24 protein-coding genes and 1 riboswitch are annotated in these 22,936 nt (G+C 74.6%); of the genes, 16 read left to right on the top strand and 8 right to left on the bottom strand.

Annotated features, from left to right (window positions below; all coding sequences use genetic code 11):
* The first annotated feature begins 13 nt into the window (after window positions 1-13).
* A complete protein-coding gene (locus EV386_RS03215; RefSeq protein WP_130412268.1) occupies window positions 14-817 on the top strand; it encodes a GNAT family N-acetyltransferase in 804 nt (267 codons plus the stop codon).
* A 36-nt stretch (window positions 818-853) separates the two neighbouring features.
* Here the strand turns inward: EV386_RS03215 and EV386_RS03220 are convergent, their stop codons facing one another.
* The gene (locus EV386_RS03220) at window positions 854-1,480 is read right to left on the bottom strand and encodes a TetR/AcrR family transcriptional regulator (RefSeq protein ID WP_130412270.1); all 627 of its coding nucleotides are present in this window, start codon (window positions 1,478-1,480) and stop codon (window positions 854-856) included.
* Window positions 1,481-1,569: 89 nt separating this feature from the next.
* Here EV386_RS03220 and EV386_RS03225 point away from each other — a divergent pair, with 89 nt between their 5' ends.
* The 4 genes from EV386_RS03225 to EV386_RS03240 all read left to right on the top strand — a co-directional run bounded on the left by EV386_RS03225 (window position 1,570) and on the right by EV386_RS03240 (window position 4,245).
* On the top strand, window positions 1,570-2,025 hold the full coding sequence (locus tag EV386_RS03225; RefSeq protein ID WP_130412272.1) for a hypothetical protein: 456 nt from the start codon (window positions 1,570-1,572) through the stop codon (window positions 2,023-2,025).
* On the top strand, window positions 2,022-2,333 hold the full coding sequence (locus tag EV386_RS03230; protein WP_130412274.1) for a hypothetical protein: 312 nt from the start codon (window positions 2,022-2,024) through the stop codon (window positions 2,331-2,333). The genes EV386_RS03225 and EV386_RS03230 overlap by 4 nt, the downstream gene beginning before the upstream one ends.
* Before the next feature lie 4 nt (window positions 2,334-2,337).
* On the top strand, window positions 2,338-2,655 hold the full coding sequence (locus EV386_RS03235; protein WP_130412276.1) for a hypothetical protein: 318 nt from the start codon (window positions 2,338-2,340) through the stop codon (window positions 2,653-2,655).
* Window positions 2,656-2,799: 144 nt separating this feature from the next.
* Window positions 2,800-4,245, top strand: coding sequence for a hypothetical protein (locus EV386_RS03240; protein ID WP_130412278.1), 1,446 nt, complete (start codon window positions 2,800-2,802; stop codon window positions 4,243-4,245).
* Window positions 4,246-4,357: 112 nt separating this feature from the next.
* Here EV386_RS03240 and EV386_RS03245 read toward each other — a convergent pair whose 3' ends face one another.
* From EV386_RS03245 to EV386_RS03255, 3 genes are all read right to left on the bottom strand, one after another.
* Window positions 4,358-4,762, bottom strand: coding sequence for an SH3 domain-containing protein (locus EV386_RS03245; RefSeq protein ID WP_130412280.1), 405 nt, complete (start codon window positions 4,760-4,762; stop codon window positions 4,358-4,360).
* 408 nt (window positions 4,763-5,170) lie between these two features.
* Window positions 5,171-6,277 carry an AI-2E family transporter gene (locus EV386_RS03250; RefSeq protein WP_165399819.1) on the bottom strand — a complete coding sequence of 369 codons (1,107 nt, stop codon included), beginning with the start codon at window positions 6,275-6,277 and terminating at the stop codon, window positions 5,171-5,173.
* Window positions 6,278-6,417: 140 nt separating this feature from the next.
* Window positions 6,418-6,735, bottom strand: a complete 318-nt coding sequence (locus EV386_RS03255) for a hypothetical protein (RefSeq protein ID WP_130412284.1) — start codon at window positions 6,733-6,735, stop codon at window positions 6,418-6,420.
* 42 nt (window positions 6,736-6,777) lie between these two features.
* Window positions 6,778-6,897: riboswitch (SAM riboswitch) on the bottom strand.
* Between the two features lie 303 nt (window positions 6,898-7,200).
* Here EV386_RS03255 and EV386_RS03260 point away from each other — a divergent pair.
* The 7 genes from EV386_RS03260 (at window position 7,201) to recQ (ending at window position 14,844) form a co-directional block, all read left to right on the top strand.
* Window positions 7,201-8,049, top strand: a complete 849-nt coding sequence (locus tag EV386_RS03260; protein ID WP_130412286.1) for a DUF2690 domain-containing protein — start codon at window positions 7,201-7,203, stop codon at window positions 8,047-8,049.
* Window positions 8,050-8,516: 467 nt separating this feature from the next.
* Window positions 8,517-9,431 carry an ABC transporter ATP-binding protein gene (locus EV386_RS03265; RefSeq protein WP_130412288.1) on the top strand — a complete coding sequence of 305 codons (915 nt, stop codon included), beginning with the start codon at window positions 8,517-8,519 and terminating at the stop codon, window positions 9,429-9,431.
* Window positions 9,418-10,320 carry an ABC transporter permease gene (locus EV386_RS03270; protein WP_130412290.1) on the top strand — a complete coding sequence of 301 codons (903 nt, stop codon included), beginning with the start codon at window positions 9,418-9,420 and terminating at the stop codon, window positions 10,318-10,320. Before EV386_RS03265 ends, EV386_RS03270 begins: the two co-directional genes overlap by 14 nt.
* A complete protein-coding gene (locus EV386_RS03275; RefSeq protein ID WP_130412292.1) occupies window positions 10,320-11,231 on the top strand; it encodes an ABC transporter ATP-binding protein in 912 nt (303 codons plus the stop codon). The genes EV386_RS03270 and EV386_RS03275 overlap by 1 nt, the downstream gene beginning before the upstream one ends.
* 9 nt (window positions 11,232-11,240) lie before the next feature.
* A complete protein-coding gene (locus tag EV386_RS03280; RefSeq protein WP_130412294.1) occupies window positions 11,241-11,954 on the top strand; it encodes an ABC transporter permease in 714 nt (237 codons plus the stop codon).
* Window positions 11,955-12,056: 102 nt separating this feature from the next.
* A complete protein-coding gene (locus EV386_RS03285) occupies window positions 12,057-12,887 on the top strand; it encodes a DsbA family protein (RefSeq protein ID WP_130412296.1) in 831 nt (276 codons plus the stop codon).
* A 109-nt stretch (window positions 12,888-12,996) separates the two neighbouring features.
* Window positions 12,997-14,844, top strand: coding sequence for a DNA helicase RecQ (gene recQ / locus EV386_RS03290; RefSeq protein ID WP_130412298.1), 1,848 nt, complete (start codon window positions 12,997-12,999; stop codon window positions 14,842-14,844).
* A 36-nt stretch (window positions 14,845-14,880) separates the two neighbouring features.
* Here recQ and EV386_RS03295 read toward each other — a convergent pair whose 3' ends face one another.
* Both EV386_RS03295 and EV386_RS03300 read right to left on the bottom strand, forming a co-directional pair.
* Window positions 14,881-15,669 carry an ABC transporter permease gene (locus EV386_RS03295; protein ID WP_130412300.1) on the bottom strand — a complete coding sequence of 263 codons (789 nt, stop codon included), beginning with the start codon at window positions 15,667-15,669 and terminating at the stop codon, window positions 14,881-14,883.
* The gene (locus EV386_RS03300) at window positions 15,666-16,445 is read right to left on the bottom strand and encodes an ABC transporter ATP-binding protein (protein ID WP_130412302.1); all 780 of its coding nucleotides are present in this window, start codon (window positions 16,443-16,445) and stop codon (window positions 15,666-15,668) included. The genes EV386_RS03295 and EV386_RS03300 overlap by 4 nt, the downstream gene beginning before the upstream one ends.
* A gap of 110 nt (window positions 16,446-16,555) precedes the next feature.
* Between EV386_RS03300 and EV386_RS03305 the strand changes: the two genes are divergently transcribed.
* The 3 genes from EV386_RS03305 to EV386_RS03315 all read left to right on the top strand — a co-directional run bounded on the left by EV386_RS03305 (window position 16,556) and on the right by EV386_RS03315 (window position 19,863).
* On the top strand, window positions 16,556-17,317 hold the full coding sequence (locus tag EV386_RS03305) for a TetR/AcrR family transcriptional regulator (protein ID WP_165399820.1): 762 nt from the start codon (window positions 16,556-16,558) through the stop codon (window positions 17,315-17,317).
* Between the two features lie 72 nt (window positions 17,318-17,389).
* Window positions 17,390-18,073 carry an SDR family oxidoreductase gene (locus EV386_RS03310; RefSeq protein WP_242607813.1) on the top strand — a complete coding sequence of 228 codons (684 nt, stop codon included), beginning with the start codon at window positions 17,390-17,392 and terminating at the stop codon, window positions 18,071-18,073.
* Between the two features lie 62 nt (window positions 18,074-18,135).
* The gene (locus EV386_RS03315) at window positions 18,136-19,863 is read left to right on the top strand and encodes a bifunctional 3'-5' exonuclease/DNA polymerase (protein ID WP_130412306.1); all 1,728 of its coding nucleotides are present in this window, start codon (window positions 18,136-18,138) and stop codon (window positions 19,861-19,863) included.
* Window positions 19,864-19,889: 26 nt separating this feature from the next.
* On the opposite strand, the gene EV386_RS03320 is transcribed toward EV386_RS03315, so the two are convergent.
* Window positions 19,890-21,563, bottom strand: coding sequence for a SulP family inorganic anion transporter (locus EV386_RS03320; protein ID WP_130412308.1), 1,674 nt, complete (start codon window positions 21,561-21,563; stop codon window positions 19,890-19,892).
* Entirely contained in the window at window positions 21,560-21,976 is a 417-nt protein-coding gene (locus EV386_RS03325) for an ArsR/SmtB family transcription factor (RefSeq protein ID WP_130412310.1), read from the bottom strand. The genes EV386_RS03320 and EV386_RS03325 overlap by 4 nt, the downstream gene beginning before the upstream one ends.
* A gap of 62 nt (window positions 21,977-22,038) precedes the next feature.
* On the opposite strand from EV386_RS03325, the gene EV386_RS03330 reads away from it, so the two are divergent.
* Complete coding sequence (locus tag EV386_RS03330; RefSeq protein WP_130412312.1) at window positions 22,039-22,899, top strand: Nif3-like dinuclear metal center hexameric protein; 861 nt, start codon at window positions 22,039-22,041, stop codon at window positions 22,897-22,899.
* Window positions 22,900-22,936: the final 37 nt, after the last annotated feature.

Genomic DNA, 22,936 nt, shown 5'->3' on the forward strand with positions numbered 1-22,936 from the left:
TAGCCTCGGCCCCGTGACGACGTGGCCAGCGCAGCGAGTGCTCCAGGCCGCCGCGGACTGGTCGTGGATCCCCGACGACGCTCAGAGCGTTGAGTCGGACTTCCGGATCATCCGCTACCCGCAGTGGTCGGGCATCGGTGTCATCGCCAGCCGCGCCGACTCGACGCGCGACGCAGCGGCGCTCCTCGACGCGTCCCTCGACCAGACGCGCCTCTGGGGCCGCCCGAGCGTCGGATGGTGGGCCACCGATGACGACCGGCCCGCCGACCTGGAGCAGACGCTGATCCGCCGCCGGGCCACGCTCGAGGACACCGTGGACGTGCTCGCGCTCCGCCTCGACACACTTCCCGACCTCGCCGTCCCGACGTCGGTGACCGCCGAGGTCGTCACCACGCGCGAGCAACGCCTGGCGGTGGACGCCGTGGACGTCGCCGTCTGGCGGCAACAGCCGTTGACGCAGGAGCGGCTCGAGGCCGACCTGGGTGAGGGCGAACGCGACCTCGCCGCCCGGGCGGGCTTCCGCGTCCTCGGCCGGGTCGGCGACGGGCTCGCCGCAGCGGCGGGCGGATGCACGCTTGCGGCGGGGCCGGAGGCAGCGGCGGGCAAGGTCGCGCGCCTGTGGGGCGCTGGCACCCTGCCCGACCAGCGCGGCAAGGGCGCGTACCGGGCGGTGCTGGCCGAGCGGCTGCGCATCGCGCGGGAGTGGGGCGCGACTCTCGCGCTGGTGAAGGGCCGCATCGAGACGTCGGGCCCGATCCTTGCCCGCTGCGGGTTCACCCGTTACGGCGGCGAACGCCTGTATCGGCTCCACGTCTAACCGGGCGTCCTCCGGCGCGACGAGTCCCGGTTGGGACTATCGCCGCGGCAACCGGAGCGTGAGGAGCCGGGTGCGCGGGGCGAGGCGGCGGGCGAGGTCGAACACGCCCTCGGTGCGGGCGCCGGTCGGGTCGATGACGGAGAACAGGTTGGCGCCGAGGTAGTAGGTGATCGCGGCGTTGGCGACGTCGCGCGCCGGGAGCAGCCGCGCGAGGGGTGTGCCGACGACGACGCGCTGCCAGTGCTCCTCGACGAACGCGACCCAGGGCTCAGCGCGGGCGTTGATCTCCGTGCGCAGCGCGGGTTTGGTGACCGCGGCGGCCACCAACTCGCTGAACTGCGCGAGGTAGCCGTCCTCAAGATCCGCGCGGTAGATCGTGACGGCTGCCTCGACGAGCTCCTCGACCGTCCGGGCGCGGGCCGCCGTGGCGCGGTGCGCCTGCATGCGCCGGGCGGACGACCGGTCCAGGGTGGCGAGCAGGAGCTGGTCGACGCCGCCGAAGTGGTAGAAGACGAGCGCCGCGTTCACCCCGGCGGCCGCGCCGATCGTGCGGGCGGACGCTCCCGCGTACCCGCTCCTGCGCAGGACGGCCTCCGCCCCGTCGAGGAGCCGCCGCCGTGTCTGCGCTCCGCGCGCGCTGGCCTGCTCGTTCCCCTCCGTCATGAGGGCATCGTATGGTTCACTCAGGTGATTTGATCAGTCGATCAACTTCGTGGGGCCGACGGCGAGCGGCCCGAGGCGGGAGGCGGCCGATGTCCACCGTGCGGGTCGATGAGACCTTCGTCAGCAGGACGGCGACGCTGCGCGTCCTCGCGCGTCTGCTCGGCGTGAGCGCGGCCGCGGGCACGCTGCTCGGGCCGAGCGCTCTGCTCGCTGCGGCGTGGCTCGCCGGAGGCGGCTCCCTCGCGACCTTGGGCGCCTCAGACGCCTTGGGCTGGGCGCCGCCTGCCGCGACCATCGGACTCTTCGCTGGGGTGGTCGCCGGACTCCTTAACGCATGCCTCGTGTTCGCCGCCCCTCGCCGGTGGCCCGTCGCCGTCGTGCGCTGGATGCTCGTCCCGATCCCCGTGGTCGCGGCCGGGGCGGCGGCCCTCCTGACCAGGTCGGCGCCCGCCGCCCTGGTGAGTGGGTGCGGCGCGCTCGTCGTCGCCCTCGCGCTCGGCCCCTGGTGCCTCGCCCCCGCCTGGCGGACGCGGACCCGCGCATGACCCTCGGCAGGCTGGTCACACGATGGGCCGTGCGTGTCGTCCTGGGCTACACGATCGGGAGCGTGCTGCTCGTCGCCGCGTTCGCGCCGTTCGCGCCCGGCGGCTGGAGCCAGGTGGGCGACCCCGTCATGGCGTTGGCGATGACGTGCGTCATGGTCTCCGCCACCCCGCGCGGGCTCGACCTGCTCGGATACGCCGGTCTCAGCGCGGCGATCGGCGCCCTCGTCGGTTGCGTGACACTCCGGGATCGCCGGGCGTGGCCCCAGGCACCGAGCGCTTCCACAGCGCCCGGGCGCCCGCTACCGTGACGGCATGAGCACGAACGCTCCGGCGCGTCGGCGCGTTGCGAGGATGATCGCCGTCGCCATGATCGTCGTCGGCGTCATTCTGACCGCGTTGGGCGTGTGGCTGGGTTGGCGGTGGCACCACAGCGCGGCATTCGGCTGGTTCGCGTACGCGCCGCTGAGCGACCAGGCCTTCACGATCAGTTGGCCCGCACCCTGGCTGACGCTGAGCGTCACGGCGCTCGGCGCCCTGCTCGTCGGTTCCGGGGCGGGCTACCTGCTCGGCGCGCGCCCCCGCAGGCCGGATCGGAGCGGGGAGGCGCCGGCGGATCCGGACGCCGGATGACGACGTCGTCCCAGATCGCCGTGGTGGGCCTGTACGTTGCGGTCGGCTCGTGCGCTGCGGCGGGCCTGTGAAGGTTCGGGGCACGTCTGGACGCACGACGCCGCCGCACCCGTGAGGCGCTCATCAGCCCGCCACCATGACGGCGTGCCCCTGCCCGAAGAGCCGCCCGCGCCGCGGCCCGGCCCCACTGCGCTGCGTGTCGCCGCGCACGCGCTCTGGATCGGCCCGGTGACCACGGCCGTGGCCCTGACGATCGGGTCGACGCTCGTAGTCGCGACCGACCACGACCCTGACTTCCCCGGGGTGATGGGCGCGCTCTGGCTCACCGCGATCGCCCTCGTCGTCGGCCTGCCGATCTCGCTGCTTTGCAGCGGAGCCGCCGGTCTTGCCGCCGGTGGCGTCGCCCGGGCCCTGTGCGGCGCCCGGGCCCCACTCGCCGTCAGCGCCCTCGTCGGCGGACTCGCCGCGACGGCGGCGGTCGGCCTGCCCCTGGTGGTGTTGACCACGTGGCCGCTCGGTGTTCCGGTGTTGGCGATCTGCGCCGTGACGGGAGCGCTCTCGGTGCTGGTCGCGGGGCGCCGGCAGGCCACCCGTCCTCATGCGCCCGACGACGTCGCCACGCCGCGCCGCGGTGGCGTGTGGCTCGCCGCGGCGACCACCGCGGGTCTGGCGACCTGGACCGCACTGCTCTGGAGTTGGGTCGAGAACGGCTTCGCTCTGGAGCCGACCGAGTTGTGCGCGTCGCGTCTGGGCGTCACCGAGTCGCGCACCGTGTACGTCGGCGGTCAGGGCTTCCCACCACGGTCCTGGTGTCTGGCCGGCGACCGCGTCGAGCGGCTGGGGACCCCGTGGCTTGCCGTCGTGACTGTCGGCCTCCTCGTGGCGGGCGTGGGGTGCGCCCTCATCTGGCTGGTGCGGCGGTTCGGCCTGGCGCGGGGGGCGAGCGGCCGCTGGGCGTTCGGGCTCGTGCTGGCCGCGGTGGGTGTTCTCGGCGGCTGGTGGGCACTGGCGACGGACGCCGCCGAGCCGCCTGCGCAGGCGCGGGCGCAGGCCGCTGAGCGAGACGCACAGGCTGACACGGCCGAGGCTGAGGCCGCCGCAGCGGCGCGGATACCCGCACCCGGAGCGACGTCGTCGCCCAGCCCCACACCGGCGCCAGCCCCTGTCTCGCTCGACCTGGCCCGCGCCGAGTTGGCCGTGCTTCAAGCGCAGGCCCAGGACGTCGGCGGTCCGAGTCTGCTGTGGCAGCAGCCGATGGCCATCACCGAGGCGCCCTGCGCCGACGTCGTCGGAGGGCCGGGCACAGCGCTCGAGCTCTACGGCCGCTTCACGACGCGGGACCTGGCCACCGCGTCAGACAACGTCGACTTCCTGCTTATCACCCAGGCCAACGAGGACGTCGCCGAGGCGATCGTCAGGGCCTGGAACGGTGGCGGCGTCGACGGCGTCGACGTCATGCGGGGCGAGTACTGGCTCACCCCCGAGGCGACGTCCACGGTCGCCTCGGCCCACGTCGGCTTCGACCAGGGCGTCGGTGAGGTGCGCGTGACGACCGCGTGCGCGGTGTCCGAGTCCGGCCGCCCGAGGTAGGCGAGAGAGCGACGACGCGCGGGGTCAACGCCGCGCCGTCGTGGCGCCGCAGGTGACCCGGTGTGCGAGCCGGTATGCGAGGCCGTGTGGAGAGGGCGGGCGTTCGCGGGGCCTAGCCCGAGATCCGCACGGGGTTGATGCGTCCGCCGCCCACGGAGAGCGGGCGCAGCGCGCGGGTCATGACCCAGCCCTCGCGTCCCACCTGGTCGCGGCACCAGGTCCACCCGGAGTCGGTGTCCTCTTCGACCGCGGCGACGCGGTCACCCACCTGGGGCATCAGGACGGTCGTGTCGTAGGCGCGCAGGACGGCGGCGGCCGGGCGCGCTCCGTCGAGGTGTCGGCGCGGCACCCAGCCCTCGCCCCTGGGCGTGGTGACGTGCACGAACGCCGGGAACTCCGTCGCCGTCTCCTGGGTCACCGTCACAACCTGCCCGGGGAGGATCCGGATCGGCGCGGGGTCGTCGTACTGCGGGTCGGACTCGATGACGACGTGTGTCAGCGGCGCGGGCTCGGTCATGCGCCCAGCCTCCCGCACCCCCGGCGGAGCCTGCGGCGGGGAGCCTTGCGACGCCGCACACCCTGGCGTCGCGCGCGACATCAGGGTGCCAGCCTGGTCGGAAGGGTGGGTCGTTGTCGGGGCTCAGTCTCGTGAGGCAGTCGATGGTCGTCGTCGCGCATCCCCGGCCCACGAGCTTCGCGCACGCGCTCGCCCATTCGTGGCCCACCCGAACTGGTGGGGAGAGCCGCTGCGGTCAGCCTGCTGCGGCGCCGTCGCCTCGCGATGCTCAACACGAGTGACACTGAGCCGCGGCGCGAGGTCGAGGCCTTCGGCGACCCGCTCGCTGCGACTTGGGAGCGGTGCGTCGGGTCGCATCTCGGGGTGCCGCCGTCGTCCGACTCCTGGCCAGTCCCACGGTCGCTGGGCCTACGGGGCGTCCTCCTCCGGCGACGGCGCCGGGGCGGCTGGCGTGGGGCGAGGCGCCTCGCCGTCGTCCGGGCGCTCGCGCAGGTGTCCGACGACGTCGCGCAGCATGACCACCAGGGGAGCGGACAGCGTCGCGCCGAGCAGGCCGGCGAACACGGTGCCCGCGACGGTCGAGCCGAGGTTGACGATGGGGTGCAGGCGCAGCCGATCGGAGGAGAGCTTGGTGAGGATGAGGGTCTGCAGCAGGTTCTGCATCACCAGGATCACGCCGAGCAGGACGAGCGCGTGGACCGGGCCGCGCGACCCGAGCGCGATGAGCACCGCGAACGCTCCGGAGAAGATCGCTCCGAGGAACGGGACATAGGAGGTCACGAAGGTCACGAGCCCGATCGAGAACGCCAGCGGCACGTCCATCAACGCGGCGGCGAGCGCGATGAGGACCGCCGCGATCAGGTTCGAGAGGGTCATCGCGCCGAAGTAGCGGCGCAGCGTGATCGTGGCCTCCTCGACGACGTCGTGGCCTGACGTCGCGCCGATCGCGGTGTACCGCATGACGAAGCCCTTGACGCGGGCCCAGTCCGCCAGGATGTAGAACAGGAAGAACACGGCGATGAACGTCCCCATCGCGAACGCCGCCGCGCCTGAGAACACGCTGCCGAACAGCGACGCGATCCCGCCGCTGATCGCCTGGGTCGCCTCGCCCAGGTCGACCACCGACAGGTCCACCGCCGCGCCCGCGAACTGCACCTCAAGCGAGGCGAGCTCCGTCAGGCCGACGGTCAGGCGGTCGACGATCTCCGTGGACTGCTCGATGACGCCGACGACGGTGACCCACACCGCGACGCCCACCACGACGGCCAGCGCGACCAGCACCAGTGACGCGCCGATCCCGCGCGGCAGGCCGCGCCGTTCGAGCCAGTCGACCACCGGGTGCAGCAGGACACCCAGCACGACCGCGACCACCAGGGGGACCGCGAGGCCGCTGAGCATCGACACGGCCGAGTAGACGACGACCACCGCGGCCGCGATGCCCACCACGGCCCACCCGACGCGGCCAAGGCGCAGCACGCGCTCACGCAGCGGCGCTCGGTGGCTGTTCTTCGGCAAGGACGCTCCTTCGATCGTGCGTCCGAGCATCATCGCCCGAGCACACCGATCTCGCCCCGCCCGCCGACGCGACCCGTCGCGCGACGAGGCTCATAGGGCTCGGCGGAGGCGTGGCGGGCCGCGCCCGGGGGAGCGTTCCGCTACCGCGACCCGGCCGGCCGCCGGATCACATCGTCGTCACGGCCTGCGCGGGGGACCAGGTAGAAGCCGTCGGGGGTGTCGGGGTCGTAGAGGACGACGACGCCGCGCTCGGCGAGGTCGCCCAGCCAGGAGTCGAGCCGGCGGACCTCCAGCGCCGAGAGCGGGAGGCTCGCGCGCCGTCTGCTCTCCAGGCGCAGCATCGCGAGCGGGTATTGCCCACGGTGCTCCTCCTTGACCTGCCACGGGATGAGGTCTGCGTCGCGGCGGCTCGCCGGAACGTCGTGGGGCTCGTTGCGTCGAGGGGTGCTGTGCGTCATCTGCGCCTCCGTGGAGGGCTCGCCCCGCCCGACGGCGGGGGTCAGCCCGGCTTGGCTGACGCTGTGGGGGCGTCGACCCGGGTCTTCTCCGGAGGGCACCGTGTCGGGCGACGCGGTTGCCGTCAGCCCACGTCCGGAGGCGTGCGGGCTGAGCTCGTGACCTGGCCGGGACGGTAGAGGACGCGTCGGCGCAGGTCAAGACCGCGCGGTGATGGCAGACGCCGGGAGCAGGGCCGCTGACCTGGGGCCGGCCCGGTCGCAGCGGGTGATCTCGGGGGGTGAAACCCCCGCTGAGTGCCGGGAACACGCCCTCGGCGCTCCGGCGACCCGGGATCCTTCCGACGACGCAATGTGTGCGATCCCGACGAAGCGCGCCGACGAGGCGGCCGAACGCAGCGGGATCGGCACAGCCACCCAGCGCCGTCGGCCGCTCGCGCGCAGCGGCCCAGACCCGAGGAGACGCGTATGTCGCCCGCCTTCGACAACGACACCATCGCCCAGGTGGCGAGCGACCTGCGCGACCTGCGCATGGGCGCGGGCAACCCGACGCTCGAGGCTCTCGCCCACCGCACGGGCGTGTCGAAGACCGTCCTGTCGGACGCGTTCGCCGGCAAGCGCCTGCCCAGCGAGCGCACGGTCACGGCCGTCGTCGGGCTGTTCGGCGGCGACGTCGCCTCGTTCGCCGCTCGGCGGGCCGCGCTCGAGGCGAACGTCCGACTCCCGGAGGCGCTCGCGGCGATGGCCGCAGGCGCGCCGTCCGGGGACGCCGCAGCGCCCGAGCGCGCGCGCCGGACCGTGAGCGCGGTCGCCGCGACCTGGCTCGCCGTGGCGGCGGCCGTGGTCGGCGCCGCCGTCGGCGGGTGGGGTGTCCACCTCGCCGCCGGCCCGGCCGGCGCCGCGGCGGCCGCTGCCGACCAATCGCAGGCCCCGGCGGTCTCCGCCGAGGCGCGCATCGCGGTGACCACGGGGCAGGACCCCGCCCTGACCGACTGCGTGAGCGACGCCGCGGTCGCCGCCGCCGAGACGCGCGCGAACGACACCCTGCTGGAGATCGTCTGGTCGGACGCGTGCCAGGCGGGGTGGGCGCGCATCACGCGCTACGACGGCAAGGCCGCGGGGAACCTCGTCTCGGCGAGCATCTTCCGCCAGACCGGGCCAGAGGCGGACGACCGGCAGGACACGACCGAGCCGGACGCCCAGAGCGCCTACACCACGCTGCTGGTGCGGCCCACGCCGGACACCCGGGTGTGCGCCGTCGGCGAGATCACCGTGGACGGCGAGCACATCAGCCTGGGAGATCCGATGTGCCTGTGAGCGTCGGCGGGCCGCAGGCCGCGGGTCCGCGCGGTTCGCCGCTCCGTCCGGATCCGGACGGAATCCGCGACCGCGCCCAGGCGGGGTTCGGCCGGGCGCGCTTGGCCAGGATGTGCGGTGTGGGCTCGATCCGGCAGCCCGCCCGCGCGGCGGCCCAGAACGAGGCCCGCGCGCACCGTCTGAGCTCAAGGAGCGCGACCATGTCCTGCGCGCAGTGCCACCGTCCGTTGCACGACTGCCCCTCCTGCAACGGGGGGCGTGCGAGCGGCCTGCTCGGCAAAGTCACCTGCGCGCGGTGCCGCAACGTCGGGCTGGTGTGCGACGAGCACGGCGGCCACTGGCGGGTCGTGGGCCACGCCGCGGACACGCTGCGGGCGCCAGGACTCACCCCGAGGCGACCCTGAACTTCCCCTGAACTCTCGCCGTCACGCCTTCCGCGGCGCGCCGCGCGGCACTACGGTCGGCCCGTGCCCGTCATCACAACCCACCAGCTCACCAAGCGCTATCCGCGCGTGACCGCCCTCGACCGGCTCACGGTCGAGATCGGCGCGGGCGTGACCGGGCTGGTCGGCGCCAACGGCGCGGGCAAGTCCACACTCATCAAGATCCTCCTCGGCGTCGAGGACCCCACCGGCGGGGGCGCGAGCGTGCTCGGCCACGACATCGCCTCCGACGGCGCCGCGCTGCGCCGGCGGGTCGGCTACATGCCCGAGCACGACTGCCTGCCCGGCGACGTCTCGGCGACCGAGCTGGTGGTGCACCTGGCGCGCATGGCGGGCCTCCCGCTCGACGCCGCACGCGAGCGCACCGCCGACACGCTGCGCCATGTGGGGCTCTACGAGGAGCGGTACCGGCCGATCGGCGGCTACTCGACCGGCATGCGCCAGCGCGTCAAGCTCGCCCAGGCGCTCGTGCACGACCCCCAGGTCGTCTTCCTCGACGAGCCCACCAACGGCCTCGACCCCGTCGGGCGCGACGAGATGCTCGCCCTCGTGCGCCGCGTCTACGACGACTTCGGGATCTCCGTCCTGGTGACCTCGCACCTGCTCGGCGAGCTTGAGCGCGTCTGCGACGACGTCGTCGTCCTCGACGCGGGGGTGCTGCTGCGCTCTTCGTCGGTCGCCGAGTTCACGCAGGCCAGCGCCCAGCTCGCGGTCGAGGTCACCGCCGACGCGGGCATCGCCGTCGCGGCGCTCGCCGCGCGCGGCCTGCGGGCGGTGCGCGAGGGGAGCCTCGTCCTGGTGGACCTGGCCGGTGAGGAGACGTACGACACGGTGCGCGACGTCGTCGCCGAGCAGGGTTATGGCCTGGTCCGCCTGGAACGCCGCCGCCACCACATCAGCGAGGTCTTCGACGAAAGGACGGCCGATGTCGTCGTCTGAGGCGCCCGGACCCGGTGTCATCCATGACATCGGCTACCGCGGCTACACCGGTCCACGGCTCGATCGCCGCGCCATCACCTTCGCGCTGTTCACGCACACGTTGCGCGGCGTGTTCGGTCTGGGGCGCGCCGCCCGATCCAAGGTGGTGCCGTTCGGGATGGCCACCGTGATGCTGCTGCCCGCGGTGGTGCTCGCGGCGGTCTCGGTGGTCGGGGCACGGCAGGGGCTGACCGAGCCCGTGCTGCCCTACACCCGGTTCGCCATGGTCACCCAGGGCGCGCTGGCGATCTTCCTCGCCGTGGCGGCTCCGCAGGCCGTCTCGCTCGACCTGCGCTATCACACGCTGCCGCTGTACCTCTCGCGGCCGCTGGCGCGCGCCGACTACGCGCTGGCCAAGCTCGCCGCCGTCGCGGCGGCGGTCTTCATCCTGCTCGCCGCGCCCCTGCTGCTGATGTACCTGGGCGCGCTCGCCGCCCAGTTCGACGCCGGGGAGCAGACCGCGCAGGTCCTCCAGGCGCTGGCCGGAGCCGCGCTCTTCGCGCTGGTCCTGGCGTCGATCGCGACGGTGATCGCCTCGCTCACGGGGCGTCGCGGGTTTGGGATCGCCAGCGTCATCACGGTGCTGACGCTCAGCTTCGCCGTCGTCTCCGGGCTGCAGGACGTCGCCGCCGTGCAGGCCGGCGACCCGACCCTGGCCGGATGGCTGGGGATGCTGTCACCCATGACCCTGGTCGACGGAGTGCAGGTGTGGGCGTTCGGCGCCGACGCCTCGACGGCGGCGGGTCCGCCCGACGGCGTGGCCGGCGCCGTCTTCCTCCTTGCGGCGCTCCTGGTCGTGGCCGCGAGCTACGCCGCGCTGCTGCGCCGCTACCGGAAGGTCAAGGCCTGATGTCCACCCTGGAGGTCGCCGCGTGCTCGCGGTGGTACGGCAACGTCGTGGCCGTCAACGACGTCACGATGCGCGTCGGGCCCGGGATCACCGGGCTGCTGGGGCCCAACGGCGCCGGCAAGTCGACGCTGATCCACATGCTGGCGGGCTTCCTGCCGCCGTCGGCCGGAACGGTGACGCTCGACGGCGCGGCGGTCTGGCGCCACCCGGAGGCCTACCGCACGCTCGGCCTCGTCCCGGAGCGTGAGGCGACCTTCGACTACCTGACCGGCGGGCAGTTCGTCCTCGCGAGCGCCGAGCTGCACGGGCTCGCCGACCCGGGCGCCGCCGCGCGCCGCGCCCTGGAGACGGTCGCGATGCTCGACGCGGCGGACCGCAAGATCGGCGAGTACTCCAAGGGGATGAGGCAGCGGGTCAAGATGGCCGCCGCGCTCGTCCACGACCCGGCCGTGCTGCTGCTCGACGAGCCGTTCAACGGCATGGACCCGCGCCAGCGGTTGCACCTGATCGGCCTGCTGCGCGCCATGGGCGAGGCCGGGCGCACCGTGCTGTTCAGCTCGCACATCCTGGAGGAGGTCGAGCAGCTCGCCCACCACATCGAGGTGCTCGTCGCGGGCCGGCACGCGGCGTCGGGCGACTACCGCGAAATCCGGCGGCTCATGACCGACCGCCCGCACCGCTACACCATCGCCTCGGATGACAACCGCGCGCTCGCGGCGGCGCTCGTGGCCGACCGCGCGACGGCGGGCGTCAGCCTCGACGGCGAGACGCTGCGGGTCGAGGCGACCGAGTTCCTGCACTTCGCCGAGCTGCTGCCACGGGTCGCGCGCGACGCCGGCGTGCGCCTGTACGACGTCACACCGCAGGACGAGTCGCTCGAGAGCGTCTTCTCCTACTTGGTCCAGAGGTAGGAGAGCCCTGTGAACCGCACGATCCTTCGACTCACCGCCCGCGCCGTGCTGGGCGGCAAGCGCGTCTGGCTGCTCGTCGCGCTCGCGGCGGTGCTGGTCGCCATCGCCGTCCTGACCCGCCTGCTCGCCCCGGCCGACGAGACGAGCGCCGTCTCCCTGCTGCGGGGCGTGGCCTTCGCGACCTTCCTCCCGCTGCTCGGCCTCATCGTCGGCACCGGAGTGATCGGACCCGAGATCGACGACGGGTCGATCGTCCACCTGCTCGCCAAACCCCTGTCGCGGCACACCATCGTGCGCAGCAAGCTGGCCGTGGCGCTGCTCGCGATCCTCGCCTTCGCCGTCGTGCCGACGGTGGCGGCCGCGCTGATCCTCGGCGCGAGCGCGCGCACCGTGGCCGCCTTCGGGGTGGGCGCGCTGTGTGCGGGCGCGGTGTACGGGGCGCTGTTCCTGCTGCTGTCGATCCTGACCCGGCACGCGGTCGTCGTCGGACTGGTCTACGCGCTGGTGTGGGAGAGCCTCGTCGGCAACCTCGTGCCCGGCGCCCGCAACCTGAGCGTGCAGCAGTGGGCGCAGTCGGTGACCGGATCGATCGCGCCGCAGGGCCTGGTGCCGGCCTCCGTCGGCGTCGGCCTCGCCTGGACCCTCATCGCGGGGGTGTTCGTCGCGGCCACCTGGTACGCGGGCAGCCGCCTGCGCGTGCTCGTGCTGGCCTCGGGGGACTGAGCCGCCGAGGGGCTCTGGTGCTCGCCTGGGGCGGTCGGTAGTCTCGCTCACCATCCGGGCCGAGCGCGCGCCCGACCCGCAGCGCGAAGGGCGACGACGTCGATGACCAGCACGAACCCGACCAACGCGCAGCGGCGCGACGCCGCCCGCGCGCAGGCGCAGGCCTTGCGCGCGCGGCAGGAGGCGAGCGAGCGCCGCATCCGAGTGGTGACGTTCGGCGTGTTGGCGCTCGCGGTGATCGCGCTCGTGGTGATCGCCGTGCTGCTGTTCGTGCGCGCCCACCGCGACGACGCCGCGAACGCGGTCGAGGACCTGCCGCTGAGTCAGGTCGCCGACGTGCCGTCGACGGCGCGCGCCGACGGCGCCATCCCGGTCGGCGCTGATCGATCGGCGGGCGGAGAGGCCGCCGAGGGTGTGCCCGAGGTGGCCATCGTCGTGGACTACATGTGCCCGTACTGCGCCGACTTCGAGCGGGTCAACAAAGACGCGATCGAGGGCTTCCTCGCCGACGGCACGGCCGACGTCGTCGTGCGCCCGATCTCGATGCTCGACGGCGCCTCGCAGGGCGCCGCCTACTCCACGCGTGCGGCGTCGGCCTCGGCGTGGGTCGCGGACCGAGACCCGGCGCACTGGCTCGACTTCCACGAGGCGCTGTTCGTCGACCAGCCCGCCGAGGGCTCGCCGGGGCTCACCGACGACGAGCTCGCGCGGCGCGCGACGGCGGTCGGCGTGCCCGCCGACGTCGCTGACGCGATCGCCTCGGGCCAGGCGCGCCGGACGTTTGGGCAGTGGGTGGCCTCGGCCTCGGCCGCGGCGAGCGCCGACCCCGCGTTCCGGGGCACGCCGACCATCACGATCGACGGCCAGCGGTGGGAGGGGGCCTGGACGGACCCGACGGCGCTGCCGCAGGCGGTCGCCGACGCGTCACGGTAGCCCGTGGGGCGCGGCGCCACGGGGGACGCGGGGCCGTGGGGCTGCGGTGACGTGGGGCCGTGGGGACGGGCGCGGCCCGGCGTCGGACGCGGTCGGTAGGCTCGCGGGCGTGAGCATCGAGACGGCGCCCGGCGCCCGGCCCGCCAGTGCGGGCGACGTGCTGCGGCGGGTCTTCGGCTACGACTCCTTCCGCGGCGAGCAGGCCGCGATCATCGACACCGTGATCGCGGGCGGCGACGCGCTCGTGCTCATGCCCACGGGCGGCGGCAAGTCGCTGTGCTACCAGATCCCCGCGCTGGTGCGCCCCGGCACGGGAGTCGTGGTCTCACCGCTCATCGCGCTCATGCAGGACCAGGTCGACGCGCTCGCGGCGCTGGGCGTGCGCGCGGCGTTCCTCAACTCGACGCTCGACGGCGAACGGCGCCGCGCGGTCGAGCGGGCGTTCGAGGCGGGCGAGCTCGACCTGCTCTACCTCGCGCCCGAGGGCCTGCGCACGAGGGCCGCCGTCGACCTGCTCGACCGCGGGACGATCTCGCTGTTCGCGATCGACGAGGCGCACTGCGTCTCGCAATGGGGCCACGACTTCCGGCCCGACTACCTCGAGCTGTCGATGCTGCACGAGCGTTGGCCGCACGTGCCGCGCATCGCGCTGACCGCGACCGCGACCGCGGCCACGCGCCGCGAGATCGCCACGCGGCTGGATCTGGAGGGCGCGCGGCACTTCGTGTCGAGCTTCGACCGCCCCAACATCCAGTATCGGATCGTGCCCAAGGACCGCCCCGAGCGGCAGTTGCTGGAGTTGCTGCGCACCGAGCACGCGGGCGACGCGGGCATCGTGTACTGCCTGTCCCGCGCGTCGGTCGAGCGGACGGCGGCGACGCTGGTCGACAACGGGATCGACGCGCTGGCGTACCACGCGGGCCTGCCCGCGGCGGTGAGGTCGGCCAACCAGGCGCGGTTCTTGCGCGAGGACGGCCTGGTCATGGTCGCGACCATCGCGTTCGGCATGGGCATCGACAAGCCCGACGTGCGGTTCGTCGCGCACCTCGACCTGCCCAAGTCGGTCGAGGGCTACTACCAGGAGACGGGCCGCGCGGGGCGCGACGGGCTGCCCGCGACGGCGTGGCTGGCCTATGGGCTCGCCGACGTCGTCCAGCAGCGGCGGCTCATCGAGACCTCCGAGGGCGACGCCGCGCACAAGCGCAACCTCAACCAGCACCTCGGGGCGATGCTCGCGCTGTGCGAGACGGTCGAGTGCCGCCGCGCGCAACTGCTCGCCTACTTCGGCGAGCAGCATCCGGGCGGCTGCGCCGCGTGCGACACCTGCCTCGACCCGCCTGAGGCGTGGGACGGCACGATCGCCGCGCAGAAGGTCCTGTCGACCGTGCTGCGTCTGGCGCGCGAGCGCGGCCAGAGCTTCGGCGCCGGGCAGGTGGTCGACATCCTGCTGGGCCGCGACACCGAGAAGGTCCGACGGTCTCGCCACCAGGAGCTGTCGGTGTTCGGCGTGGGCGCCGACCTCGCCGAGTCCGAGTGGCGGGCCGTGGTCCGCCAACTGCTGGCCCAGGGGCTGCTCACCGTCGAGGGCGAGCACGGCACGCTCGTGCTGACCGAGGCGAGCGGCGACGTGCTGGCGAGACGTCGGCAGGTGCGGATGCGGCACGAGCCGGCGCGCCCGGCCCGTGCCGCGCGCTCGCGCAAGGCGAGCCCGGCGGCCGACCTCGCCGAGGCCGACGTGCCGCTGTTCGAGGCGCTGCGGGCCTGGCGCGCGGGCGAGGCCAAGGAGCAGGGCAAGCCCGCCTACATCGTGTTCGCCGACGCCACGCTGCGCTCGATCGCCGCGGCCCGCCCGACGACGTCGGGCGAGCTCGCGGCGATCAGCGGGGTCGGGGAGGCCAAGCTGGACCGCTACGGCGAGGCGGTGCTGGCGGTGGTCGCGGGGCCGGCCGCCGCATAGCCGCACTCGTCGAGCCGGCGCCTCAGGACCGGCGCCTCAGGACCGGCGTCGCAGCGCCCGGCACGCGCCCGCGACCGCGGCGGCGCACCACACCGCGAGCACCACGACGGTGCGCGGCGAGACGCCGAACTCGTCGCTGACGAGGCTGGCCCGCATGACCTCGGCCATGGGCTGCACAGGCAGCCACTCGTGGACGCCGGCGAGCCAGCCGGGCATGCGCGCGGCGGGGTAGCTCACGGGCGAGAACAGCAGCACCACGAACACGATGACCTGACTGAGCAGTTGGGCGACCTGCGGGGGCAGCAGCGTCGCCATGGAGTAGCCGACCGTCGCCGCGGTGAGCGAGACGACGGGCGCTGCCAGCAGGATCCACGGGCTGACGGACAGCGCGATGTCGAACCGCCACGCCCCGACGACGACGCCGAGCACCGTGCCGGGCAGCGCGACCAGCGACCAGACCGCCAGGTCCGCCGTGAGGAACGTCCAGCGGGGGACCGGCAGGGTTCGCATCCAGTCGAGGCTGCCCTCGGTGCGCGCCTGGGCGACCTGCTGGGGCGCCATCACCAGGCCGACCATGATGAGCGTGATGGTGGGCGCGCCCGTGGCGAGGTAGAGCGCCGCCTCGCGCGGCGGTGACCCGACCAGCAGCCCGTAGCCGAACACCGTGGTCACGGCCAGGAGCACCTGGATGACCACGAGCAGCGGCAGCCACTGCGACATGCGGCGCGCCTGCCACTGCATGAGCAGGCCGAGCTGGCGCAGCGACGACGCCGGTGTGGTCGCGCCGGGGGTGACGGTGGTGAGGGTGGTGCTGGGGGCGCTCATCGTGCCGTCTCCTGCCGCTGGGGACCGGCGGCGTGGGTCTCGCCGACCAGGTGGATGTAGGCGTCCTCAAGCGAGTCGCCGGGGTTGTCTGCGACGAGGCGGGCGGGTGCGCCGTCGGCGACGACGCGCCCACGGTCGAGCACGGTGACGTGGTCGACGACGGTCTCAGCCTCGAGCACGTTGTGCGTCACGAGCAGCACGGCCGCGCCGTCGTCGGCGATCGAGCGGATCTCGCGCCACAGCAGGCGGCGGCGCACGGGGTCGACGTCGTTGGTCGGCTCGTCGAGCACGACGAGGCGGCCGGGGGCGACGGCGGCCATGGCGAACGCCGTCAGGCGCGCGACGCCGCCTGAGACCTTCTCCGCGGGGACGTCGGCCCACTGGCCGAGGTCGAGCGCGTCGAGCAGGTGCGCCGTGCGGCGGCGCACGTCGCCGCGCCGTCCGCCGCGGATGCGCCCCACCAGGTCGATGGCGCGGCGTGGGGTCAAGCCCGTGATGGGCACGTTCGCCTGGGCCTGGACGCTGGCGAGCGCTCGCGCCTGGGCCGGGTGCGCGACGGCGTCGACGCCCGCGAGCCGGATCGTGCCGGCGTCGGGGGCGGCGATGCCCACCACCTGGTTGACCAGCGTGCTCTTGCCGGCGCCGTTGTGGCCCAGCAGGCACACGACCTGGCCGGCGCGGGCCGTCAGGTCGACGCCGTCGTTGGCCTGCACGGCGCGCGTGCCGGAGCCGTAGCGCTTGCGCAGGTCCTGGACGGTCAGGACGTCGTCGGACATGGGATGCCTCTCGGTCGTGGCGGCACGACGGGGAGTACCGCTCGGTATGGACAGGACGGTATGACATGCCGAACGGTACGGCAAACCGTTCGGCATGTATCGTTGCGGTCATGGTGAACGACAACGACGACCTGCGCTCGGCCTCGCGCGGACTCAAGGACGCGGTGGCGGCGCTGAGCAAGGCGCTGGGCCAGACGCTCGGCGAGGCCGGCGCCGAGGCGCGCCGGGAGATCGCCGACGAGCTGACCCAGGCGTCGCGTGAGTTGAGCCGCGAGCTCGGCGACGCCGCAGCCGAGCTCTCAGGACGAGCCTCGGCCCGCGCGGCCAAGGCCGAGCGGACCCGCGCCGACCTCGTCGAGGCGGCCCGCCGAGTCTTCGCCGCCCAGGGCTACGAGGGCGCCTCCGTCGCCGACCTGGCCGCCGCGGCCGGGTACACCAAGGGCGCCCTGTACGCGAACTTCGCCTCGAAGGAGGACCTGTTCGTCGAGGTCGCACGGCAGCTCGAAGCGCGTGGCGAGGGGGTCGACGACGGCGTCGCGCCCTCCGAGGCCACGCTCGACGACATCCTGCTGGCCCTGGAGGTCTACCTCTTCGCGCTGCGCCACCCCACGGCCCGGCCCGAGCTGCGCGAGCTCGTCGCCCGCGCACACGTCGCGCTCGCGCGCGAGGCACGCCGCCTGCGCACGGGACACGAGGGCGAGCCCGAGCCGGAGGATCTGGACATCGCCCTCGGCCTCGCCGCGGTCCACAACTACTGCGCGATCCTCAGCCCGCTCCTGCCCGGCTTCGACGTCGACGGCGCCGCCGCCCGGCTCCGTGACCGGATCGTCGGCGGCGACGCGCCGTCGTCCTCGACACGCCCGACCAGGTGACGGCGCGCATCGGCGCTGAAAGACTGGTGCCGACTCGGCGCGCCGCCGAGTCCACCATGAGGAGGTCGGCCTGTGCCCACTCGTGAACCGCGCCGCCTGCGCGTCGTCGTGGCGGGAGGCCACGGCAAGGTGGCGCTCCACCTGACCCGGTACCTCGCCGCGCGCGGGCATGACGTCGTCGGCCTGGTGCGCAACGCCGACCACGTCGCCGACGTCGAGGCGGCGGGCGGCGCCGGCGTCGTGATCGACCTCGAGCACGCCTCGGCGGCCGACGTCGCCGCGCAGTTCGACGGCGCCGACGCCGTCGTGTTCGCGGCCGGCGCCGGCCCCGGCAGCACCGTCGAGCGCAAGTACACCGTGGACCGCGACGGCGCGGTCCTGGTGACCGCGGCGGCGCGCGAGGCGGGCGTGCGCCGGATCGTGCAGGTCTCGACGCAGGGCGCCGGCGCGCCCGCGCCGAGCGGCTCGACGCCCGTGTGGGCCGCCTACCTCGACGCCAAGACGCAGGCCGAGGACGACCTGCGCGCCTCCGGACTCGACTGGACGATCCTGCGTCCGGGCCAGTTCACCGACGCCCCCGGCACGGGCCGCGTCACGCTCGCGGGCGAGCGCGTCACGCGCGGCACGGTCCCGCGCGAGGACGTGGGCGCCGTCGTCGCCGAGCTCGTCCTGTCGGGCGCGGCGGTGGGCCGCACTCTCGCCCTGACCTCGGGCGTGGTCCCGATCCCGACGGCCGTGGCCGCCACCGGCTCCTAGGCCCTGGGGCTCCCGCCGTGTCAGGGGCCTGCCGTGTCAGGGGCGGCGGGCAGGATGGGGGCGTGCGGCGGGTACTGGGCGAGGACGATCGAGGGGTCGGCCTCGCCGCGCTCGTGCGCGACGGCGAGAGGGCGACGCCACCGGTGCGGTGGGCCTGGGACGACACCAACCGCTGGTACCCGGACCTGCTCGACGCCGGGGTGCGCGTCGAGCGCGCGCACGACCTGCGGCTCGCCCACGCCATCCTGCGCCGATCGCCGCTGACCGCGCACACCCCGTTCGCCCGGGCACCGGCCGGACCGTGGGACGCCCTGGAGCCCGAACCCGCCGGGCCGCCGCCTCTCGTGCCGGGCGCGCATCCCGCGGCGCTGGGCCTGTTCGACCTGGGCCTGATCGAGCTCGGCGACGCCGCAGGAGGCCGGCGCGCGGGCAGAGCGGACCTCGACCCGCACACCGAGGACGCCGCGCAGGACGCCGCGCTCGCCGACGCCACCGCGCCCGGCCGCCTGCGGTTCCTGCTGGCCGCCGAGTCCGCCGGCGCGCTCGTCGCCGCCGAGCTGCACCACACCGGGCTGCCCTGGCGCGCGGACGTGCACGAGGCGATCCTCACCGAGCGGCTCGGCCCCCGGCCCGCCCCCGGGCAGCGCCCCGAGCGGCTCGAGGCGCTCGCGGTCCGCATCCGCGAGGCGCTCGACGCGCCGCCCACCCTCAACCCCGACTCGCACCCGAGCCTGCTCAAGGCCATGCAGTACGCGGGTGTGGGGACCAAGAGCCTGAGCAAGTGGGAGCTGGCCGACGTCGACCACCCGGTGGTCGCCCCGCTCCTGGAATACAAGAGCCTCAGCCGCCTGCTGACCGCCAACGGCTGGAACTGGCTCGACACCTGGGTGCGCGACGGGCGGTTCCGCTCGGAGTACGTGGTGGGCGGCGTCGTGACAGGCCGGTGGTCGAGCGTGGGCGGGGGAGCGCTCCAACTGCCCAAGCAGGTGCGCCGCGCCGTGGTCGCCGACCCGGGGTGGACCCTTGTCGTCGCCGACGTCGCGCAGCTCGAGCCGCGCGTGCTCGCGGCGATGAGCGGCGACGAGGCGATGGCGGCGGCGGGCCGGGGCGGCGACATGTACGCGGGCATCGTCGCCTCGGGCGCGGTCGCCACGCGCGAGCTCGCCAAGGTCGGCATGCTCGGCGCGATGTACGGGGGGACCACGGGCGCCAGCGCGCAGGTGCTGCCGAGCCTCGCGCGGGCGTTCCCCCGCGCGATCGCCCTGGTCGAGGACGCCGCACGGGCCGGCGAGCGCGGTGAGGTCGTGGCCACGTGGCTCGGGCGTGGCTCGCCGCGTCCGGGGGAGTCGTGGGCCCAGGCGCAGGCGGGCGCCTACGCCGCCGACCCGTCGGCCGGACCGGGGGCGTCGGGTCGGGCCGCCGCTGACGCCGCGGCCCGTGCGCGCTCCGTCACGCGCTCGTGGGGCCGGTTCACCCGCAACTTCGTGGTCCAGGGCACGGCCGCGGAATGGGCGCTCGCGTGGCTCGCGTCAGCGCGCCGGCGGCTGTGGGCGCTCGGGGAGTGCGACGACGCCCCGTCCGCGGGCGACGGCGTGTTCGCGCGCCGCCCGCATCTGGCGTTCTTCCTGCACGACGAGGTCGTGGTGCACACGCCCGCGGCGTGGGCCGACGACGTCGCGCGCGAGCTGCGCGAGGCCGCCGCCGAGGCGGGACGGCTGCTGTTCGGCGACGCCCCGGTCGAGTTCCCGTTGACGGTCGCGACGGTCGCCTCCTACGCGGACGCCAAGTAGGCGACGGGCCCGTCCCGCTCGGGAGCTCAGCGCAGCCCGCGCAACTGCGGCACGTCCTGGCCCCGCTCGGAGCGGCGCACGTGCGAGCGCGCGTGCTCGACGGCGTCCTCAAGCGTCTCGAACAGGTGCCGCTCGTCGCGCAGCTCGTCGAGCACGCCGACGTTGCGCAGCAGGCCGACGTGCCCGGGCTGCACGCCCTTGACCAGCACGGTGACCCCGCGTCGCTCCAGCTCGTGCACCAGGTCGCCGAGGGCTTTGGCGCCGGTGGCGTCGACCATGCGCAGCCCCGACAGGCGCAGGACGACGACGCGCACGCCGTCGCGGATCGAGTCCTGCGCCACCTGCGTGAGCACCCGGTCGGAGGCGCCGAAGAACATGGCGCCCTCGAGCCGGAACAGCGCGACGTGCTCGTCGCCCGGCTGCGCGTGCCCGGGCAGCGGCTCGCGGTGCACGCCCGCGGCCCGCGCCACGGCGCGCAGCGCGAAGAACGCCGCCACCAGCACGCCGATCTCGACGGCCTCGATGAGGTCGAACGCCACGGTGATGACCGCCGTGACGACGAACGTGGTGGCCGTGGAGCGGCTCGCGCGCACCACCGTGGCGACCGTGCGGCCCGGGATCATGCGGAACGCCGTGACCATGAGCACCCCGGCCAGCGCCGCGAGCGGGATGCGGGACACCGGGCCGGTCGCGAGCGCGATGACGGCGAGGATGACGACGGCGTGCACGACGGCGGCCAGCCGCGTGCGCGCCCCGGAGCGCACGTTGACGGCGGTGCGGGCGATCGCGCCTGTGGCAGGCATGCCGCCGAACAGGCCGCTGGCCACCGACGCGAGGCCCTGCCCGACGAGTTCGCGGTCGGGGTGGTAGAGGCTGTCGGTCGTCGACATGGAGGCGGCGACGCGCGCTGACAGCAGCGACTCGATCGCGGCGAGCGCGGCGACTGCGAGCGCCGCACCGCCCAGCTCGCGCAGCGCCCCGGCGCTGGCGGACGGCAGCACGGGCAGGGGCAGCGAGTCGGGCAGCGCGCCGATGCGCGGCAAAGGCGCGTGCAGCGCCTCGGCGAGCACGGTGACGAGGGCGACGGCGACGAGCGAGGCGGGGATGAGGCCCGACAGGCGCGGCAACGTCAGCATCACGAGCGCGACGACGGCGACCACGCCGAGGGTCCAGACGGTCGCGGCGCCGGCGCCGGACGCCGCGTCTGCGACGGCGCGCGCCGCGGCCACGGCAGTGTTCCCTCCGGCGGTCGCCGAGACGCCCACCGCCGCGGGCACCTGCTGCAGAAAGATGATGCAGGCGATGCCGAGGGTGAAGCCCTCGACCACGGGCCAGGGGATGTAGGTGACGATGCGGCCCAGGCGCAGCGCGCCCGCGGCGATCACGACAACCCCGGCGATCACGGTGACCAGCGCGACCGACCCGAGGCCGTGCGTGGCGACGACGGGCGCCAGGACGACGGCCATGGCCCCCGTCGGTCCCGAGACCTGCAGCCCCGAGCCGCCGAACACCGCCGCGACGATCCCCGCCACGACCGCCGTGACGAGTCCCGCGGCGGCCCCGACGCCCGAGCTGACGCCGAAGGCGAGCGCGAGCGGCAGTGCGACGACGCCGACGGTCAGGCCTGCGACGAGGTCGGCCAGGACGCTGCGCGGGCGCAGGTCGTAGTCGGCGCGGGCGGGAAGCAGGTCGCGGATCATCGGGCCACGCCCTCGAATGCGGCCTCGGCGGCCTCGAGCACGCCGCGCGCGGAGGCGCCGGGCAGCGGTGGGAGCTGGCGGACGGCGTCGAGCTGGGCGCCGGTGGCGGCGTCGGCGAGGCGGGTGAGGAGGAACGCGCGCGCCACGACGAGCAGCTCGGCGACCAGCGGCTCGGTGAGCCGGTAGTCGACGAGGTTGCCGGTGCGCGCGGAGTCGACGACGCCGACGCGCTTGAGCACCGCCAGGTGCTGCGACAGCGCCGAGGGCTCGGCGCCGGTCACCTCGAGCAGGCGCGCGACGGGAGCGGTGAGGTCCGGGTCGGCGGCCAGGACCTCCAGCACCTGGAGGCGGGCGGGATGGGCGAGCGCCTTGAACAGCTCCGCCTTGATCGCGTACAGGGGCTGGGTGTGCACGAGGGGCCACTTTAGCAGTTGCTGAAACCACTTCGGACGAGAGGCCGCCGTAGTCTCGCCCCATGACCGCCCCCACGCTCGCTGACGTCGTCGCCGTGCTCGACGGCCTGTACCCGCCGGACACGGCCGAGGCCTGGGACTCGGTCGGACTCGTGGCCGGCGACCCCACCCGCCCGGTGCGCCACGTGCTGCTCGCGGTCGACCCGGTCGCCACCGTCGTCGACGAGGCGCTCGAGGTGGGCGCCGACCTCGTCGTCACGCACCACCCGCTGTTCCTCAAGGGCGTCCACTCGGTCGCCGCGACCACCTTCAAGGGGTCGGTCGTGCACCGCCTGCTGGCGGCCGGTGTCGGGCTGTACAACGCGCACACCAACGCCGACGCCGCCCCGCGGGGCGTCGCGGACGCGCTCGCCGACGCCGTCGGGCTGGTCGACCGCGAGCCGCTCGTCGCGCACGCCGCAGGCGCCCAGACCGGCGTCGGCCGGGTGGGCCGCCTCGCCGAGCCGACCACGCTGGGCGCGTTCGCCCGGCGGGTGGCCATCGCGCTGCCCGCCACCGCGCAGGGCGTGCGCGTCGCCGGCGACCTCGACGCGACGGTGCGCACCGCCGCCGTCGTCGGCGGGTCGGGTGACTCGCTGTTCGACGCCGTGCGCTCGGCGGCCGTCGACGTCTACGTCACCTCCGACCTGCGCCACCACCCGGCCTCCGAACTGCGCGAGCGCGCGCTGTTCGAGGACGGCACGCCCTTCCTCGTCGACACCGCGCACTTCGCCTCCGAGTGGCCGTGGCTGCGCTATGCGGCGGCGGACCTGACGGCCGGCGTCACCGCACGTCTCGCGGCGCGGGGCGAGGAAGGTAGCGTGACCTGCACAGTCTCCACGCGCGTCACCGACCCGTGGACGACGACGGTGACAGCTCCATGACAGCCCTCAGGCCGCGCAGCAGGCCCGACAGGAAGGA

The organism is Xylanimonas ulmi (assembly GCF_004216535.1).
Taxonomy (GTDB): Bacteria; Actinomycetota; Actinomycetes; order Actinomycetales; family Cellulomonadaceae; genus Xylanimonas; species Xylanimonas ulmi.

Excerpts from the sequence above, each read along its gene's own strand:
- EV386_RS03220 (WP_130412270.1), bottom strand. The coding sequence starts at position 1,480 with ATGACGGAGGGGAACGAGCAGGCCAGCGCGCGCGGAGCGCAGACACGG.
- EV386_RS03225 (WP_130412272.1), top strand. The coding sequence starts at position 1,570 with ATGTCCACCGTGCGGGTCGATGAGACCTTCGTCAGCAGGACGGCGACG.
- EV386_RS03230 (WP_130412274.1), top strand. The coding sequence starts at position 2,022 with ATGACCCTCGGCAGGCTGGTCACACGATGGGCCGTGCGTGTCGTCCTG.
- EV386_RS03235 (WP_130412276.1), top strand. The coding sequence starts at position 2,338 with ATGAGCACGAACGCTCCGGCGCGTCGGCGCGTTGCGAGGATGATCGCC.
- EV386_RS03245 (WP_130412280.1), bottom strand. The coding sequence starts at position 4,762 with ATGACCGAGCCCGCGCCGCTGACACACGTCGTCATCGAGTCCGACCCG.
- EV386_RS03255 (WP_130412284.1), bottom strand. The coding sequence starts at position 6,735 with ATGACGCACAGCACCCCTCGACGCAACGAGCCCCACGACGTTCCGGCG.
- EV386_RS03260 (WP_130412286.1), top strand. The coding sequence starts at position 7,201 with ATGTCGCCCGCCTTCGACAACGACACCATCGCCCAGGTGGCGAGCGAC.
- EV386_RS03270 (WP_130412290.1), top strand. The coding sequence starts at position 9,418 with ATGTCGTCGTCTGAGGCGCCCGGACCCGGTGTCATCCATGACATCGGC.
- EV386_RS03275 (WP_130412292.1), top strand. The coding sequence starts at position 10,320 with ATGTCCACCCTGGAGGTCGCCGCGTGCTCGCGGTGGTACGGCAACGTC.
- EV386_RS03285 (WP_130412296.1), top strand. The coding sequence starts at position 12,057 with ATGACCAGCACGAACCCGACCAACGCGCAGCGGCGCGACGCCGCCCGC.
- EV386_RS03295 (WP_130412300.1), bottom strand. The coding sequence starts at position 15,669 with ATGAGCGCCCCCAGCACCACCCTCACCACCGTCACCCCCGGCGCGACC.
- EV386_RS03300 (WP_130412302.1), bottom strand. The coding sequence starts at position 16,445 with ATGTCCGACGACGTCCTGACCGTCCAGGACCTGCGCAAGCGCTACGGC.
- EV386_RS03305 (WP_165399820.1), top strand. The coding sequence starts at position 16,556 with ATGGTGAACGACAACGACGACCTGCGCTCGGCCTCGCGCGGACTCAAG.
- EV386_RS03320 (WP_130412308.1), bottom strand. The coding sequence starts at position 21,563 with ATGATCCGCGACCTGCTTCCCGCCCGCGCCGACTACGACCTGCGCCCG.
- EV386_RS03330 (WP_130412312.1), top strand. The coding sequence starts at position 22,039 with ATGACCGCCCCCACGCTCGCTGACGTCGTCGCCGTGCTCGACGGCCTG.